The sequence below is a fragment of the Gilliamella sp. B2838 genome (assembly GCF_026536185.1).
Taxonomy (GTDB): domain Bacteria; phylum Pseudomonadota; class Gammaproteobacteria; order Enterobacterales; family Orbaceae; genus Gilliamella.
Window position 1 is genome coordinate 58526 of sequence record NZ_JAFNOO010000005.1, and the last position, 18719, is coordinate 77244.

At 34.1% G+C, this 18719-nt stretch carries 14 protein-coding genes and 1 pseudogene; 4 read left to right on the plus strand and 11 right to left on the minus strand.

Translation table 11 applies throughout. The annotated features are described in order from the left end of the window. Positions 1–28 precede the first annotated feature (28 nt). From J3U63_RS07060 to J3U63_RS13405, 4 genes and pseudogenes are all read right to left on the minus strand, one after another. Complete coding sequence (locus J3U63_RS07060; RefSeq protein WP_267371095.1) at positions 29–3322, minus strand: VPA1262 family protein; 3294 nt, start codon at positions 3320–3322, stop codon at positions 29–31. 747 nt (positions 3323–4069) lie between these two features. Next, a pseudogene (locus J3U63_RS07065) lies at positions 4070–4343 on the minus strand (RtcB family protein); the annotation flags it as partial. 113 nt (positions 4344–4456) lie between these two features. Continuing rightward, positions 4457–5278 (minus strand): hypothetical protein, encoded by an 822-nt coding sequence (locus tag J3U63_RS07070; RefSeq protein ID WP_267371098.1) that lies wholly within the window; start codon positions 5276–5278, stop codon positions 4457–4459. Positions 5279–5470: 192 nt separating this feature from the next. Then, a complete protein-coding gene (locus tag J3U63_RS13405) occupies positions 5471–5611 on the minus strand; it encodes a DUF6882 domain-containing protein (protein ID WP_416381301.1) in 141 nt (46 codons plus the stop codon). 223 nt (positions 5612–5834) lie between these two features. Here J3U63_RS13405 and J3U63_RS07075 point away from each other — a divergent pair, with 223 nt between their 5' ends. Continuing rightward, on the plus strand, positions 5835–7232 hold the full coding sequence (locus J3U63_RS07075; protein WP_267371101.1) for an RtcB family protein: 1398 nt from the start codon (positions 5835–5837) through the stop codon (positions 7230–7232). Positions 7233–7293: 61 nt separating this feature from the next. Here J3U63_RS07075 and dcm read toward each other — a convergent pair whose 3' ends face one another. Then, entirely contained in the window at positions 7294–8661 is a 1368-nt protein-coding gene (dcm, locus tag J3U63_RS07080) for a DNA (cytosine-5-)-methyltransferase (RefSeq protein ID WP_267371104.1), read from the minus strand. A gap of 117 nt (positions 8662–8778) precedes the next feature. On the opposite strand from dcm, the gene J3U63_RS07085 reads away from it, so the two are divergent. From J3U63_RS07085 to J3U63_RS07095, 3 genes are read left to right on the plus strand one after another with little or no spacing between them, the layout of a single operon-like run. Continuing rightward, positions 8779–10329, plus strand: coding sequence for an McrB family protein (locus J3U63_RS07085; RefSeq protein ID WP_267371106.1), 1551 nt, complete (start codon positions 8779–8781; stop codon positions 10327–10329). A gap of 26 nt (positions 10330–10355) precedes the next feature. After that, the gene (locus tag J3U63_RS07090; RefSeq protein WP_267371109.1) at positions 10356–11630 is read left to right on the plus strand and encodes an LlaJI family restriction endonuclease; all 1275 of its coding nucleotides are present in this window, start codon (positions 10356–10358) and stop codon (positions 11628–11630) included. A 16-nt stretch (positions 11631–11646) separates the two neighbouring features. Further along, positions 11647–12129 (plus strand): very short patch repair endonuclease, encoded by a 483-nt coding sequence (locus J3U63_RS07095; protein WP_267371110.1) that lies wholly within the window; start codon positions 11647–11649, stop codon positions 12127–12129. A 159-nt stretch (positions 12130–12288) separates the two neighbouring features. Here J3U63_RS07095 and pdxY read toward each other — a convergent pair whose 3' ends face one another. The 6 genes from pdxY to dppB form a co-directional block, all read right to left on the minus strand. Further along, positions 12289–13155, minus strand: a complete 867-nt coding sequence (gene pdxY / locus J3U63_RS07100) for a pyridoxal kinase PdxY (protein WP_267371111.1) — start codon at positions 13153–13155, stop codon at positions 12289–12291. A gap of 12 nt (positions 13156–13167) precedes the next feature. Continuing rightward, positions 13168–14445 (minus strand): MFS transporter, encoded by a 1278-nt coding sequence (locus J3U63_RS07105; protein ID WP_267371114.1) that lies wholly within the window; start codon positions 14443–14445, stop codon positions 13168–13170. 274 nt (positions 14446–14719) lie between these two features. Further along, positions 14720–15706 carry a peptide ABC transporter ATP-binding protein gene (locus J3U63_RS07110; RefSeq protein ID WP_267367199.1) on the minus strand — a complete coding sequence of 329 codons (987 nt, stop codon included), beginning with the start codon at positions 15704–15706 and terminating at the stop codon, positions 14720–14722. Continuing rightward, on the minus strand, positions 15696–16673 hold the full coding sequence (gene dppD, locus J3U63_RS07115) for a dipeptide ABC transporter ATP-binding protein (RefSeq protein WP_267344757.1): 978 nt from the start codon (positions 16671–16673) through the stop codon (positions 15696–15698). Before dppD ends, J3U63_RS07110 begins: the two co-directional genes overlap by 11 nt. A 13-nt stretch (positions 16674–16686) precedes the next feature. Further along, the gene (gene dppC / locus J3U63_RS07120) at positions 16687–17610 is read right to left on the minus strand and encodes a dipeptide ABC transporter permease DppC (RefSeq protein WP_141671486.1); all 924 of its coding nucleotides are present in this window, start codon (positions 17608–17610) and stop codon (positions 16687–16689) included. A 14-nt stretch (positions 17611–17624) separates the two neighbouring features. After that, a complete protein-coding gene (gene dppB, locus J3U63_RS07125) occupies positions 17625–18641 on the minus strand; it encodes a dipeptide ABC transporter permease DppB (RefSeq protein ID WP_267344759.1) in 1017 nt (338 codons plus the stop codon). Positions 18642–18719 lie beyond the last annotated feature (78 nt).

The window sequence follows — 18719 nt, forward strand, 5'->3', positions numbered from 1 at the left end:
AACAACTTACAGTCATATCCGGTTATTGCTATCGCAAGTTTTCTTTATTATCAATTATGCCTTTCATAAAATCCATTATATAAAAATAGATGCTTTGTTCATCTTGATGTTCTAAAATCAGTTTTTGCAAAATTAATTCTTCCAACTCTTGCTTTAAAAGCAAGATAACATCTTCAATGTTATTTGGCTTATCAAGATAAAAAACTACTAATTCTAAGAAAGATTTAATCCAAAAAATAATTGCTAATGCATTATCCCATTTATTCCAATCTGCTGTACTTGCCAATGGTTTTAATATTTCTCTTTTGCATTTTTTTATAATTTGCTGAAATGGTTGCAATGAGATAATTTGTTGTGAATAATCACTTTGACTGAATAAAAATGCCGCCATCAGCGTTAAATTACCTTCAACTTCTTTTTGAAATAAAATAGTTTGATTTACTAAATAACCATTTAAGTCAGATAATAAATCTTGTAACCAAATTTTACTTAGGTCGTTAGCTGAAATTCTTTCTTGTTCTAATAATGGCATAATAATATTGTCTGATATCCATGGTTCACTATAAGAAATTTTTGTCATGTTTTGGCGTAAAGAGTTAATCAACAATATAGTTTGTTCTTCTTCAAGTTTAGTTGGTAAAATTTCAAACAATAATGCTAATAACTCATAAAATATCTGTGATTGAATATGTGATGTTCTTATACCTGTTTTGACTAAAAACCAACCAATGATTTGCACTTTTTCAATTAAATTTACTTGACCAACATACCTTCTAAACTCTTGTAAATCAGAATCCTTTTCCAACCTGAATTTGAATACATTTAGCCCCATCCATTTAAATAAAGGATAGTCACTATCAAGAAGTGCATTTAATTGCTTATTGGTAATTCTAATTTGAGCACTCAATGAAATTTCACCAAGTGATTGAATTAAAATTGCATGAGGAAAAATATAATTATCTCGATTCGTTTTCTGAATAATTTCCATGATACTGTCAAGAACATCAATCAAACGCTCTGGTGAAAATTGCCAAAGTATTTTGATTGCAAAAACATCAGCCCAAGTTAAAAAGGAAAATTTTATTTGATATCTAAAATGTTCAATTCTTTTGCTAGATTGCAATAATTTTTCAAAGGGTTCTTTGATAATAGAATCTATTTCGATAGTTACTTTTTTATTGGGATCTGTAGGTGTATATATCTTTTTATAATTAATCTTCAAAAATATTACCAATTGTTCTATAAATTGTTGTTTATCATAAAGCTCTAGTTGATTAATATTATTATCGGTAAATGATGAGGCAAAAATATCACTCAATGCGCACCACTTTTCATAGAAGTAAGTAGAGTCATTGTTAAGAGAGGATAAATAGTGTTGTATTCCTTGCAAAATATCAGTTTTTATAGATATCCCCTTTAATACTCTAATTTCTTCCAGTCTATTTTTTAGTTTGAGTCCAGTTAATGTTCTTAATGATTCTTCTTTAATGCAATCTGCTAAAATATGACCTGCCCATTTATTATCAAATAGTTGTTCTTCTTGTTTTATGAGCAAATTAGATGCAGAGGTATTTTTTTGGGAATCAAACAATAATTGTAAATTTGATTTTTCTAAAAGTGATTCAACGTAATTACCAACCTTGATTAGTGTATCTGATGGTATTGGCGTAATTAATAAGGGATAGTTTTCACTGGCATGCTGAATTGAATTTGATAAATGAAATCCTGAAACTAATCGATTACCGGCCATGATTAGTAAGTAACGATCATGTAATGAACCTTTTTCGATATTATATATTTTTAATTTCTGGTTTCCAATTGAGAAATCTAATTTTTCACAACTTGAAAGTAAGCGTTTAATTCTATCTTCATCATCATTTTTTTTGTTATTATTATCTGGTAATGAGATAAAAACAGTATATTCGCATTCATGTTTCATATTAAGAGCTAGCAGACTAATACCAGCACTGTCAAAATAAGGATCAAATAAAAAAACCTGAGAATTGCGCTTAGTCTCAAGTATCTTTCTAAGCCATTCGACAAATTCTAAGCGTGCTAGGCCATTACTATCTCCTATTTTTTCAAAAAACATACCCTGTGAAGGCCTCGGGTCAATTTTCTCCAATAATTTGAGTAAATGCTTATTAATGGTCACCCAAGAATCAGTTTGGCGCCCGCCAATTATTGTTGGTTCTGGCTTATAATTATTTTTTATAGTTTGAACTAAATTTAACCTAATTTTAGCATCCTTTTGTTGAATGATCTTTTCTAACCAATCCGACTGAATTTTGTTATTACCTTCATTAAATGAGGGCATAATATTTAAACTTATTTCACAGATATAGTGATTTTGCCAGATAGTACATAATACTAATTCGGTATTCTCTTTTTTCTGCCCATATATTTTGATTTCAAGTGAATCTACTATTACGCCCATTTTTTTAGCAATGGACATTTCACTTCTAAAAATATGATCTGTTTGTTTATCCATCTTATTTAAAGTTGAATGGATTATTTGGTCATCATTTAATAGTGTAAAATTTATATAAAATGAACGATAAAAAGGTAATTGTTGAGTATCAAATTGTACTTTTATTATTTCTTTATTGAACATAACATTGAGTAATTCTTTTTCATGATCATCAAGTGTTGGAAATACCAATAATTCAATATCACCTAACCGCCTATAATCTTGTTTTCTAAATTGTAGCCCGGTCATAGCATTTAATTCAGTTATAATGAATTTAAGCAACTCTTGACAATAATCACCATCCATTTGAAATAATTCTTTTTTTTGACTTTGAATTAATGCCGCACTATACGAACCAGCACTATGATGAGGGCTTGACAATGAATTAATAAGATGCGCATCTTTATTAAATAAATACATTACTGGTCGGTAAATGACTGGATAGCTAATTTTTACATTGCCAATTTCTTGTTCAAGTTTATCGGAAAACTCAAATCCTATTTTTTTACTTATCTCTGATAATGAATATTGGCTTTCTAGACTCTCAATCAATAAACGTGTATCTTTATTTTGATAATAGAGATTAACTTGTATTAATTTTATTTCATTATCTTCTATTATTATTCTTTTAGGATTACTGGTTGCAGACCATTTTTGATTAGCATAACTATATGGAAATATCCGTCCATAAATTATATGACTTACAACCTTTTTCTGCTCTTTTTGTTTAATTTGTAATATCCACAATTGTATTACACAATTTTTGTCTTTTCCTTTAAATAACCGAGCTAATCGTTCATCTTGAGAAATATCATCAAGTGAAAATATTTCTTTTTCCTCTGGATGAATCATTAAAATTATCCTTCTAAAAATTAGAGACTCGAAGATAAATAAAACTCTATTTACTCACAAAAATATTTAATCATTAAATCTGTTAAGTCATATCATTCTATAGGCTAAATTGACAGGAACCACGTTAACTATTTACTAATCTTGAGCTACTGAAACGACCTTAATATAAGGTTATAGTTATTTTGTTTTAATAGCAAATATATCAAATTTCATTAAGTTAAAACCCTGAGGAATTATTTATGAATAAAAACCTGAATTACTAAGTTGATATTAAAAATTTAAATAAAAGAACTATAAGGTACGAATTTGACTGACAATACAAATAGAGGAAAACAATCCCCCTTTCAGTAGGCTTTAATAATGTTTTTAAAATTTTATAAAATAAATAAGAATTTAATCAAATTCTGCAATCCATCTTGCAAAAAATTACTATGTCTTAACATCTATTCTTCATTTATGCCATTAACATCTGAACCAACGCCTCACCCAAACCGGTCAAATATCCGCCATTACGCCCCACGCGCAGTGGAACGGGGAGCCAGAGGGGTTGGTTTGAACCCCTCGGTCGCCTGAACACCTGAACTTCAATATTGCACGGCAGTTTTTAAGGCGAAACCTATTGCACTAACCTAAAGGAAAATCTGCAAATATCTTATCGAAGAAAATTATGGTAATTAGTAAGTTTGGTAATTTAAAGTTGATAGCAGTAAATATTAATTGAAATCGAGGATTGCTCCTCGATAATTTTTATCCCTTCACACCCACCACTTGCCTTAATTGATGCACTATCTCGACCAATGCATTTTGCGCAGCCATAACAGCATCAATATCTTTGTTTGCCATTGGGATTTCATTAATCACATTAGCATCTTTTCGACATTCAACATGTGCCGTTGCTTTGATTTGATATTTAATGGTAAATCTGTTTCTCGTCGCTGTTGGGCTTATCACTCACTACACAATGTGAACAGGAGCAGAAACAATCTGCTTTGACCAGCCCTTGTAAAATAGAGCTTTTTGCGATTTCGAGAACGAAAAAACAGAAGAGTAATGATGCCGACAGGCTAAAAAAATATTTGGTGGGCTGAGTTGGGATGAGATTAACAGCCCCTAGAGCAAATTAGAGATCATGCATTAAAGACCAAATAATTGCTTCACCATTTGTTGATTGTATTTATCCTGACCACGCCAATAAGTGGCATATACCCAATCGTGTTTTCCCCTTGTTGGGCGCTCATAAGAAGCGGGTTGTAAAATCCCCACACAAGCCAAAATCTCAATAATGGTGTTACGTTCATCCTGATTGGATTTAAAGTTAGGTACATCCGTCAGTTTATCACTCAGTGAACCCAGGTAATCATCTTGCTGACAGGATGCAATAATGGCTAATATCCCTTTTAAAATAGCTATATCATCTTTGGTCGGTTCAGAGATTGCCTGTTTAGTGAATTGCATGAGATCAAAGTAGGTATAAAGTAAATCACCATGACGCACTCCTCCCCACTTTATTCGTTCAAAGTTTAAGATATTTAAATCTGCTTTGACGTAGTTTTCATTACCTATCATGCCATATTTGAGATCTCGGCAGACTTGACACGTATAGGATGAATGACTCATTTGGCCATCTTGATAAGATTGACCAGACACGACTGGCGTATATTGATGCGCAGTCATTAATTTTGCGATAAAGTATGATGCAATACCTGAGCGCCAATCAAGTCGCCGCGTTGATAAGCTGCTCAAAAAGGCCTTGGCAACGTGTTCAAGTGTGATTGTGGCGACGATGTTTATGATTTTATTGACACAATCATCGTGTGATATGGTAATGGGATCAAACATTAATCCTTTTTCTTTCGCATACGCGAAGTCGTTCGGCTCTGTTTTTATCTCCTTTCTGTCCTTCCAGCCATTTTTCCAATAGGTTTGAAACAGAATCTTTTTTGCTTTTTTGTCCATTTAATCACCGTATTTGTCTATTTTACTTTGAATTAGCACGAGTGAGCCCTCTAGCCATTGAGTTTAACTCATTGCGATAAATGATCAGATTCAGCAGTGATTTGATATTTTTCTTTTACTGCAATTAGCTTCGAACCGTCATTAAAAGTCACGTGCTAATCTTTAGTAAGCAAATAGTGTGTTAACACTTGCCTAAGCCCAAAGCCAAGTTTCAGAAGCATAGGAAAACCTTCCCAATATTTGGATTGAAAAATACAAATCATCACCCAAAATGATCTGCTGCTTTTGAATATCAATCTGCCAAGGTTGACCATCAATAACACCTTTTAAGATTTAAATAAACTTCATCAATTTATCGGTGAGTTTGCTATTTTAAAGCAAATGAGCGAGTCATAAAAATAAATTTATCAGGCTTACTATATCAATTTTATCCTTTACAAATAAATAATCAGCGTATAGAATTCATCCGCTTTCCTGAATAGTGCTGCTGCAGGAAAACAGTAATTATCTTCTCAATTTGAGGAGACGCTTTTTTATTGTTTTCTAGGTGGCTATTATGTCTACATTTTCCCGTTTACAAAAACGTTTGTCCCGTCTTGGGATTGAAAGTCATTTTAATAATGATATTTATACTTTAAATAAAGAAAATACTTCTGCTCAGATTTTGTTACCGAGTCCATTGCCATTAGAGCAAAAAGCGGTAGAACAGCTACTGAACTTTGCATCTGTGAGCGTTCCTAATAGTGTAGGGAAAGTTTGCATGGCTCGTGCTACACCTGATTTTCATCCAGGTGCGGTTGCGCCTGTTGGTAGTATTGTTGCAACTACTCAGGATTTAATTATCCCGGCAGCAATTGGTACCGATATTAATTGCGGTATGCGGCTTTTTACCACCGGTTTAAGCTTTGATCAGGTGTGTGAACAAAAATCGACAATTATTGCGCAGTTAAAACGTGTGTTATTGCAAGATGAACGTGATGTACCTGTTACTCCGCAATCTTTTCAAGCATTATTCGATCAAGGTCTTGGAGCATGGTTATCGGCATTACCGCAGCAAGGTTTGTGGAATTCAGTTAATTATGAACGATTACACGCAGAGCTTAATAAAATATCGGGTAATCACTTAATTAAGGCAGATAGTCAGTATGCGCCTGAAGCCTTTTTTGAAAAACGCGATATTATCCGCCCTGCGAGTTTAGGTACAGTCGGATCTGGCAACCATTTTGTCGAGTTACAAATTGTTGATGATATTATCGATCGACATTTAGCTTATCAATTAGGTCTTGAAAAAAATAGTGTCGTCGTCATGATTCATACCGGATCGCGTGATGTTGGTTTTTACATTGGTCAGCGTTGGCAAGATAGAGCAAAAGCTTTATGGCCGACTAATGAAAAGCAACCAAAATCAGGATTGTTTGGTTTAACAGATAGTCATGCACAAGCCTATTTACACGCTATGGGCGTTGCCGCGCGTTATGCTTGGATTAATCGAATTGTGATTACCGAATTGATACGTAAATCGCTTGCAACTATTTTTCATCAAGATGATAGTCAACTCGTGGTCGACATTTCGCACAATATCATTTTGCCTGAACATGAGATGAATATTCATCGTAAAGGGGCAACGCCTGCTTATGCTGGTCAGATAGCTTTAATCCCAGGTTCGATGGGTGATCACTCTTATGTGGCAGTAGGAAAAGGTAATGCAGATTGGTTATGGTCTTGTTCACACGGTGCAGGTCGAGCAGAAAGACGACAAGCTATGCGTAGCAAAAAAGTCGAATATGATAAGGTCAACTTGCCATGGCAATGTATTACCTTAAAAGAAGAACGGCTACGTGAAGAGGCCCCTACCGCCTATAAACCGATCACACCTGTAATTGAAGCACAACAAAACGCCGGTTTGATTCAAACAGTGGTTAAACTTAAACCGTGGGTTACGTTTAAGGTGTAATTTTTATACAACAACCGCATTGATTTGGCTTGATGCGGTTGCTGTTATTATACTAATGATTTTATTTATTAGAATGTTGCAATTTCATTTTATTAAAAACTAATTCAGCCTCAGTCCAGTTTTTATCCCTGATCGCTCGATCAACTAAACCTTTTAAATGATCAGATGTAAAACTTTCAGAATCTTTCATCTGATTAGCTAAAGTAAATGCCGCTAATAGTTGCTTTGCTACAGCTTTCACAACCGGCACTGTAACAGAATTTCCAAATTGTTTGTACATTTGTCCGTCAGATACAGCGTTAATAATATAATTATCAGGAAAACCTTGTAATCTGGCACATTCTCTCGGTGTTAATTTACGAGGCCTTTTTCCTAAGTCTGATTGGTCAATTAAAATTTCACTACCATCTTTATAATAACGAGCACTTAGAGTATTAGTATATTCACTGTTTGAATTAAATAAACTATAACCAAAGCCATTACCTTTTTGGGTATGTTCTTTTTTTCTTCGTTGATGACCATCCCATAGTTTTTCAGAAATAGTATATTTATCATCAATTTCATTTTCAGTTTGAAGGATGTCTCCTAGCTTTGTTGGTATACACGGAGGTTGCGGCCATTTGAATAAAATATTGAAATCAATATGATCATAATAATCTCTGTCAAAACCAATAATGAAAATTCTTTCTCTATTTTGTGGTACTCCAAAATCAGCGGCTCGCAATACTTTATAAAAAACCTGATAATTTAATTTACTTGATAAAGCTTCTTTCGCCTCGCCAGATAACGGAATATCATCGGGAATATGGCCAATATTATGACCTTCTAAAATATTTAATATTGTTTTTAACGTATTACCTTTATTATGGCCTTTTAGTTGTTTAACATTCTCAAGTAAAAATGCTTTCGGCCTTTTTTCAACCAGAATCTTTTGAATCTCAAAAAACATTGTGCCTCTGGTATCATTGAATCCTTTTCTTAATCCCGCCTGAGAAAAAGCCTGACAAGGAAAACCTGCTAATAAAATATCATGATCAGGAATGTCTTTTGCAGCTATTTTAGTTATGTCTCCACTCGGTACCTCACCAAAATTAGCAGTGTAAGTTTTTTGAGCAAACTTATCCCATTCTGAAGTAAACAAACATTTTCCACCTAGTTCCTGAAATGGCAACCGTATACCACCTATCCCAGCAAACAAGTCAATAAACGTAAATTTTTGAACAGTCGACTCTTTTTGTTTAAAAGGGCAATTATCATGTAATTGGCTAATCAATTCTAAAGTTGCTTTAGACGGTGTGTGCTCACCTTTTTCCCAACCTCGTACGGTTCTCTCTCCATTTTCATTCATACCTAATAATCGGGCAAAATCTTTTCGGGTTAGTCCTATTTTCATTCGCTTTTGTTCAATAAATGATGAAATTTCATTCATATGTAGGTATCCTAGTACAATATTAATTAAAAAGTGAGTTATCCGTTTTATTCCCGGATAATAGCACTGGATATTTAAACAGTCAATATTTTGCTGTAAAAATGGGATTGATGAAATATGTTAAAAGATCTTGATAAAGTTATTCTGGAATGCCGAAAAAAATGGAGTACGCTCCCAAACTACAAAGAAATTAGATTAGATCACTTATTTAAAGTCCTGCTCAAAAAGCATGCTACAGAATATTTTAAACAAACTAATAAAACAGGTACACATTTATGTATTAATGATTACTCCATTATTTATACTAACAATGAGAACCTTCGAGCTAATTTCTCTACAACCTGTCTCTATTATGCATATGCTTTTGCCCCTCTTCTTGAAGAATTAGAAAAATATAAAAATAAGTTTGATACTATCATAAATAATATTTCTAAAAAGAAAAAATTATCCTCTGATTCTAAGAAAAATTTTTTAGGAAAATTACCTTGTAGAGATTGGGAAAATCTACCTGAAGCAAAAGATTGGGTTGATGATATCAAAAAAGAGCTTAATAACTTAAATGACAATGATAGAAAATATTTAAGTTATTTTATTTCTGATCCTGATTGGTGGATAAAATCAACAACATCATCTTCCGGTCGAAAATTAAACAGAAGTGATGTTATCCAATCCGCCTTAAATTTGGCTATGAATGTTATACTAGCCAGCTCAGATAAATTATACGAAATTATAAAAATATGCCTAAATTCTGAGCTCAAAGAGGCACTAAAGAATTTAATTGATAAAAATGAAATTGATATTGGGCGTAATATCATTTTTTATGGAGCTCCTGGAACTGGAAAAAGTTACCAAATAGATCAACTGACTAAAGGTGGAGATTGTATACATACTGTTTTTCATGCTGACACTCAATATAGCGATTTTTTAGGTATGCTTAAACCAGCGATGAACGATAATAATGAATGTAGCTATCATTTCATGCCAGGTCCTTTTATTCAATCTTATGTTAATGCATTGAAAAATCCTCAAATACACCATTATTTGGTTATTGAAGAAATTAACCGAGCTCAAGCTGCAATGGTATTTGGTGAAATATTTCAACTTCTTGACCGAGATGAAAAAGGAATTGGTTGTTACGAAATTGAACCTGTGGATCAAAGCTTAGTAGATTATTTGATAAATCAAATTGGTGGTTATCCTGATAACAAAGTTAAATTACAGATGCCAGGTAATCTATCTATTTTGGCTACCATGAACAGTAGTGACCAAGCTGTTATGCCTTTAGATACTGCATTTAAAAGGCGTTGGGAATTTGAATATATTCAAATTAAGATGGATAAAGCATCAGATAAAATTATCAATATTCCGAACAATAATCAGACAGTTGGTGTTACCTGGAGAAAATTAGCAACAGAAATTAATGAACGTCTGTCAGAATTTAATATTCCGGAAGATCGTCATCTTGGGCCATTTTTTTTATCAACCAATGAAATAAATGAAAAAGGCTTAACGAATAAGCTTTTTATTTACTTATGGGATGATTTATTAAGACATCAAGCCAAAACAATCATTTTTGATTCAAGTATAAGAACATTTGGGCAACTTATTAAGTGTTTTGAAGAAAAAAAAGATATATTTTGTCCTGAATTACAAGAAAAACTATTTTAGTTATAAAATATATTTTGACAATTACAATGAAATTTAAATTTATTACTGATCGAGATAATATTTCTGACTTACCATCAGTTTTAAGAAAAGAAATTAATCAGCGCGGTTTATTTACAGCAAAAAATAGTAATAATGTCTCTTTCTGTGGCATGATGATAAACAATGATACTGTGTATATGTTTATTCCAAGAAGTTCTGATTATTCGAAAATAAACAAAATGGAATTTGCTTGCTTACTAATGTCTATGTTAGAAAGGTATGCAACACGAAATAAATCCCACATAACTTCAGATGATGAAGAAAACATTGAAGTTGGTTTGTGTTATCTTACTCTCGCCAAAGAGCTGCTATCCGATTATCAGACTTATGGCTTATACAAAAAAGTGTCTAAAAAAGAATTAGTTAATTCAGGTAAAATAAACTGGAAAAGAACATTCCAAAAAGAACTTCCTATTTTTATACATTCTAATACTCCATTTTATCTTGAATATTATGGCTATAAATTCACAAGCTTTCATACCCATGAAATTTCTAAAATTCACGCAGAAATAGTACATAAATTAGATCACAGTTTGAGCTGGTGGTTGAACAGAAAAGCAGGTTTATTGATTGCCCCTGATTTAGCTAAATTTGAAAAGTCCACTTTAACCATCGAAGAAAAAATTTACATTTTAAATAAAGAATTAAATCAAGCTTATTCAGATCGAGAAATAAAATTACTAAAAAACCTTATTACTTTTTTAAGTCAAGAGCCAGGTACTGAATCAACAATACTTGTTTTAGGAATTAAAAAGTTTGAACAACTTTGGGAAAATATGCTACGCATTGTATTAAGAGGAACAAATAAAGCGAATGATAACAGGCTTCCAATTCCTGTTTATAAGCATACAACTAATCATTTATCAGATATTAAAAGACCTGGAATGAAATTAGATATTTTTATCAAAGATGATAAATTACTAACTGGCGCAGTTATTGATGCAAAATACTATGATGCTAAAGATAATAATAGCGAATCGCTTCCTGCTTTAGGTGATATACTTAAGCAGATTTGTTACCTTAATGCAGTACAGTTAGTGCATCGAAATTTAATTAAAATAGATAATATCTTTATTTTTCCAGGAAATCATAATACTTTTTCTCACATAGAATTTAATCACGAGCAAATTGAACAATCAGAAATATTAAAAGTATTTCCACATATAAAATGCCTCTATTTAAATCCTGTAGATGTTATTAAAGCTTATGTTAATCATCAATATCTTGATAACATAAGAACTGTTTTATTGTCAGATAAGTAAACAGAGATAAATCTTTATGGTTGATGTCCATTCTAAAGAGATTAGACGTAAAAATATGCAAGCAATAAAGAAGGAAAATACCTTTATTGAAATTCGGATTAATAATCTATTAAAAAACTTAGACATTCCTTTCAACTTTCAAATCAAAGAATTACCAGGAAAACCCGATTTCGTTATTGAGCAATATAAAGCGATTATCTTTGTTCATGGCTGTTTTTGGCATAAACATAACTGTAATTTATTTAAGTTACCTAACTCAAATACTGAATTTTGGCTTAATAAAATTAATGATAATTGCAAACGCGATACAAAAAATATACAAAAATTAGCTAAGTTAGGCTGGAAAATATTGATAATCTGGGAATGTGCATTAAAAGGGAAATTTAAATTAACCGATGAACAACTTATAGATAGAATTGAAGAATGGTTGTGCTCTCATACAAAAAATGCAGAAGTTGATACTGAGGGTCTGAAAAAATCTCAAATAAATTTACAATAATTACTAAAAAATGTAATACCTTTTAAAATCCACAATAAGACGTGATCTCCAACATATCTTGTCGAGACCAAAGAGTTTTGATTCATGCACAATAATAAACTATTTAAATTTTGCAGCTAAAATGATTATGACCAAACGATAATACCGATCTGAATTGCCTTATAATGCTAGCGGTGTCCCACGATACTTCAAATCCGGCTGTTTAATCCACTGCTGAGCATCAATAATCGCCAGCTCTCGGGCATTTTGTTGTTTGGTGATATCAAGCACGTGATTGGCGGCATTGGCGGCGAGTTCAAAGGCGGTTAGTTGGGATTGTCCATTGACTAAATGGGCTGTAAATAGGCTACAGATTAAATCCCCAACGCCTAATGGACGGTGTGGAAAATCATATAATGGTCGAGCCAGATGATAGCTTTGCGATGGTGTGGCTAAAATCATTTCAAATAATTCCGTCGTTTTACCAGCATGTAGCAGATTTTTAACCAATATGGCTTGAATCGGCTTATTTTGCAGTGTTTTTATTGCGTTAAGCACATCGTTAAAGGTTTTGATTTCCAGATTCGATAATATCTGTAATTCTAATAAATTAGGTGTAATAAAGTCAGCGTATTTGATTGCTTGCTTAGTGAAGAAATCAATAATATTTTGTGGCAGAGAACTGCCTTTATTGATGTCGCCACCCATCACCGGATCGCAAACATACATCGCATTAGGATTATAAAATTTAATCTTTTTTACGGCTTCAAGGATCTCTTCACCTTGTTCGGCAAGCCCAATATAGCCCGAAATAATGGCATCAATGAATGACAATACGCCAATTTTTTCTAAACTATTGACGATTCGAGTGATTTGCTGAGCGCCTAGCACAATGCCGTCATAATGTGGATAAACCGTATTACTCGATAACTGAACAGTGTGTATTGGCATCACTTCGACACCTTGTAATTGCATCGCTAGCGTCGCCACTTTATTACCGGCATAACCATAAACAACATTGGACTGAATTGATAAAACGGTTTTCATATATTGACCTTATTATTCATCATAATAACGATATTTGCTTAACAAGTAGATGCAGATAATGGATATCAGTGCTAAACCGCAATAAAACAAGGCTAATGGTAACCAAAAACTTTTGAAGGTATAAATAACATAACCACCTATCATCGGAATTAAGCTACCAAAAATAGCCGCACATCCTTGATAACTCATTGATAACCCAGTATAGCGCATTCTGGCAGGGAAAATACGACTCAAATACCCTGCTATTACACCATAAAAGCCGCTGTAACAAATCACATTTAGCGAAATCCCAATAATAAAACTGGTTTTTGTGCCTGTATTTATAATCGGGAATAACAAGAATACCGATGCCATTGCCAACATTGCTGTACAAATCAAAAAGCGTGTTGCTGAGAATTTTTCTGACCAATAAGAGATAAACGGTTGAGCAACAAAATGGACAATAGCGATCCAAAACAGTGCATCAACTATCACTGATTTTTCGACACCAAGTACCAAAGTAGTATAACCAATCATTAAGGTATTGGAAAAGATGCCACTAAATGACAGCACATTAGCACCAATCGCTAATAGTAATAATGGCAATGCTTTTTTAAATACTTCAATAATCGGTGCTGACTCTTGCTTTAAGTCTGCTTGTTTTTTAGATGCTTCAACAAAAACCGGCGATTCGGTTAACGTCACTCTAGCAATAATGCCAATAATTAACAAAATAGCACTGGCTAAAAAAGGAATACGCCAATAACCACTATCAATCAGTTCATTAACAGGTAAACGAATAATATAAGAAAAAACCAGTAATGCTAAAATATTGCCTGCTGGGCTTCCCCACTGAGCAAAGGACGAAAAGAAGTTTTTCAACCCTTTCGGCGCATGTTCATTCGTCATCAACACGGCACCCCCCCACTCACCACCAACAGCAACACCTTGTAAAATTCGCAATGCAACCAATAACGTTGGTGCCAAAATACCTGCTTGTTGATAAGACGGTAATAACCCAACACAAGTAGTCGCCGTCCCCATTAAAAGCAAAGTAATAATAAGTGATTTTTTACGCCCTAAACGGTCACCAATATGCCCAAATAACATCGCACCTAAAGGACGGGATAAAAAACCCACGGCAAAAGCAGCAAACTCCCCTAAAATTTGTACAAACTCGTTATCAGAGGGAAAAAATAGCTGACCAAAAATCAATACCGATGCTAACGCATAGATATAAAAATCATACCATTCAATAGTAGTACCAATAAAAGCAGCAAAAGCCACTTTTTTTGCAGATGAATTTGACATAAGTAAACCTTGGATAAACCAATACCTATTTTTATGTGAGTGATGAGTATGAAACTAACACAAAACCATAAATATCACAATTTGTTATCAGGAAAGAGGTGAAAATTATACAAAATATTGGGATATGCTGCTGCTTTCTAATGTATTAAATTGCTAGTTCGCTGATTATTAGCTGTTAATTTATGACTTTTACCAACAACATGTTTATATCATTAAACAATACAATAAATAGATTTATTACAGTATACGGTGACAGAATTCACTGTCACCTTTATTATCTTTTTTCTGTACAGAAACACGCAATTTTATGACCGTTATAATTGATAAGTTGCGGTTGTTCAATTGTGCAGCGTGAAAACGCTAAACGGCATCGAGCATTGAAAGCACAACCTAAAGGAGGATTAAGTGGGCTTGGTAATTCTCCTTCTAATTTAATCCTTTCACGTCTAAGATCGGGATTTAATCTAGGTGTTGCTGATAATAATGCCTGCGTGTATGGATGTTCAGGATTACCATAGATTTCATCTTTTTGTCCTTGTTCAACACAGCGACCTAAATACATCACCATTACCTCATCAGCAATATGTTCAACGACAGAAAGATCATGAGAGATAAAAATATAAGATAAACCGAGTTCTTGTTGTAGATCCATCATCAAATTTAGCACTTGTGCGCGCACAGAAACATCTAATGCAGAAACAGGTTCGTCAGCAACCACGATTTCAGGATCAAGCATTAATCCCCTTGCGATAGCAATACGTTGTCGCTGTCCGCCTGAAAACATATGTGGATAACGGTTATAAAACTCTTCCTTTAATCCAACTTTTTGCATCATTGCTAACACTTTTGCTTTACGATCACTTGCAGTTAAATCCGTATTGATAATGAGTGGCTCTTCTAGAATAGAGCCAATTTTTTTGCGTGGATTCAATGATGAATATGGATTTTGGAAAACAATTTGAATCTTTTGGCGACGCAATTTTTGCGCTTTTAAATCATTATCTAAAAGATTCTGATCTTTAAAATAAAGTTCTCCCGATGTGGGTTTTTCAATCATTGTCAATAATCTTGCTAATGAGGATTTGCCACAGCCTGATTCACCAACAATTGCAAGTGTTTTGGCTTTACCTAACGTAAAAGATACACCATCAACAGCCTTAACTTGTTTAGGTTCAGAAAAAAAACCAGTTTTAACATGATAATATTTTGTCAAGTTTCGGGCATCAAGCAATAATTCGTTATTTTCCATATTATTGTTCATATTGTGGTATTCCTTCGCTCGATAGTGGATAATGACATTTTACTTGCCTGGTTTGAGAGTAACTTATCAATGCTGGCTCCTCAGTATAACAACGTTCGGTAGCATAAGGACATCGAGGATTAAGTAAACAGCCCATTGGCCGATCATATTTCCCCGGAACAACACCCGCTAACGATGCTAACCGCTGTTTATCTTGAGTAAATTCAGGAAGCGAGCGTAATAGTGCTTGTGTGTAAGGGTGTAGTGGAACTTTAAAAATGATCTCCGCATCACCTATTTCAACTACCTGTCCAGCATACATGACAATAATTTTTTGCGCAGCCTCTGAAACTAAGGCCAAATCATGAGTAATGAGAACTAATGCCATATTATTTTTGCGTTGCAAATCAAGCAATAACTCAATAATTTGTCCTTGAATTGTTACATCCAGTGCTGTGGTTGGTTCATCAGCAATTAACAGTTTGGGATTACATGCAATCGCTATTGCAATCATTACTCGCTGACTCATCCCGCCAGATAACTGATGAGGATAAACATTGAGTCGATTTTCAGCATCAGGAATACCGACTAATTTAAGTAACTCAATTGCTCTTGCTTTGAGTGCTTTTTTCCTACCACCTTGATGGATTTTTAGTGTTTCAATGATTTGATAACCTATGGTAAAACATGGATTTAAACTTGTCATTGGATCTTGAAAGATCATCGCCACATCTGCACCCACAATATTACGACGCATTTTAGCTGAGATCTGTTGAAGATCTTTACCGTCAAAATGTAATGCATTTGCATTAACTTTACCCGGATAATCAATTAATCCCATTATGGCTAGTGAACTCACTGATTTTCCTGATCCTGATTCTCCTACAATGCCAACCACTTGTCCTTGTTCAACATCATAACTAATGTGATCTACTGCTTTAAATCCACCAAATTGAACAGATAATTCTTTTACTTCTAATAGTGCCATGACTGAATCTCCATTACTGTTTCAATTTGGGATCAAGCGCATCTCGCAAACCGTCGCCCATTAAGTTAAAAGCTAACACTGTCATTAAAATGACTAAACCTGGGAAGGTAACAACCCACCATGCAGATTGTGCAAATTGCAATACATCAGCAAGCATTGTTCCCCATTCAGGTGTCGGTGGCTGTGCTCCCATTCCCAAAAAGCCTAATGCTGCCATATCTAAAATTGCATTTGAAAATCCTAATGAAGCTTGAACAATTAATGGCGCTAAACAGTTTGGTAAAATATTTATAAACATCTGCCGTAAGGCGCCAGCGCCGGCAACACGGGAAGCAATAACATAATCTTTATTAATTTCAGCTAACGCCGCTCCGCGCGTTAAGCGGACATAATGTGGTAACGCGACAAATGCTAATGCCATAGAAGCATTAACAATAGAGGGACCAAATATTGCAACTAAAACAAGTGCAAGTAATAAGCTAGGTAAGGCAAGCATGATATCGACAGCACGCATAATTATATTATCGACAAAGCCACCAACATAACCCGCAATCAATCCCAATGTAATTCCTAAAATCAGCGAAATAATAACAACCAAACAGCCGACTAGCAGCGATAAACGTGCACCATAAATAAGTCTAGATAAGATATCTCGACCCACATCATCAGTGCCTAAAATAAATTGCCAACTCCCGCCATCCATCCAAACTGGGGGCGCTAATAATGCATCTCTAAATTGTTCAGAAGGTGAATGCGGCGCAATAAAATTAGCCAAAATAGCAAGTAATATAACAATCGCAATAAAGATCAAACCAACTAAAGCTCCTTTATTTTGTGAAAAATAAAACCAAAATTCACGTAAAGGGGTTAATGGTTGAGGTACCACCAAACTTGTGTCTTGCTCATTAGTGGCTTCAGTAATAACCTGTTTATTCATCTGTAAACACACTCTTATTTATGTCTTATACGGGGATTGATAACACCGTACAACATATCAACCAATAAATTCACCAAAATAATCATGCCTGCAACAATCAAAACACCACTTTGCACAACTGGGTAATCTCGACGTTGTAGTGCTTCAATTAACCAACGACCAATTCCCGGCCATGAAAAGACAGTTTCGGTCAATATTGCGCCAGCAAGCATCGAACCAACTTGTAAACCGATAACGGTAATTACAGGAATCATCGCATTACGTAACGCATGGATAAGAATGATTCGCAGTCGGCTAACTCCTTTCGCTCGTGCTGTTCGGATATAGTCTTCACTCAACACTTCTAACATAGAAGAACGGGTCATACGCACAATTACTGCTAATGGGATAGTACCTAATACAATGGATGGTAAAATTAAGTGAGTAACAGCATCAATAAAATCTTCCTTTTCTCCCCATAAAAAAGTATCAATTAACATAAATCCGGTTAAAGGTTGACTTTCATCTAAAAAAAGCATGTCGCTGACACGACCTGATACTGGGGTTAAATTTAAGTGTACAGAGACCAACATAATGAGCATCATTCCCCACCAAAAAATCGGCATGGAATATCCCGTTAAAGACAAACCTATAGCGGTGTGATCAAATATTGATCCACGTTTCACTGCCGCAAGCACGCCAATTGGAATCCCAAAACTAATCGCAAACACCATCGCACAAAATCCAAGCTCAAAAGTTGCTTTAAATCGGGGAACAAATTCCTCCCAAACTGGAATTTGGCTTTTAAACGATATCCCTAAATCACCATGCAGCATTCCAATAATGTATTGAAAATATTGCTCATATAGCGGTTTATCTAAACCTAATTGAGTCATTAATTCGGCATGACGTTCTGGCGATAAACCTCGCTCTCCGGCAAGAACGGTAATGGGATCACCAGGAATAAGGTGAACGAAAATAAAAGTCAGCAGTGTAATACTGATAAAAGTCGGAATAAGTATACCTAACCGCTTTAAAAGAAATCGAAACATGTAGTGGCTCTTAAGTATTGCTTCTAAATTATTGTCTATCAAATAGATAAACTTTTTATTGTTATAAAATAATATATT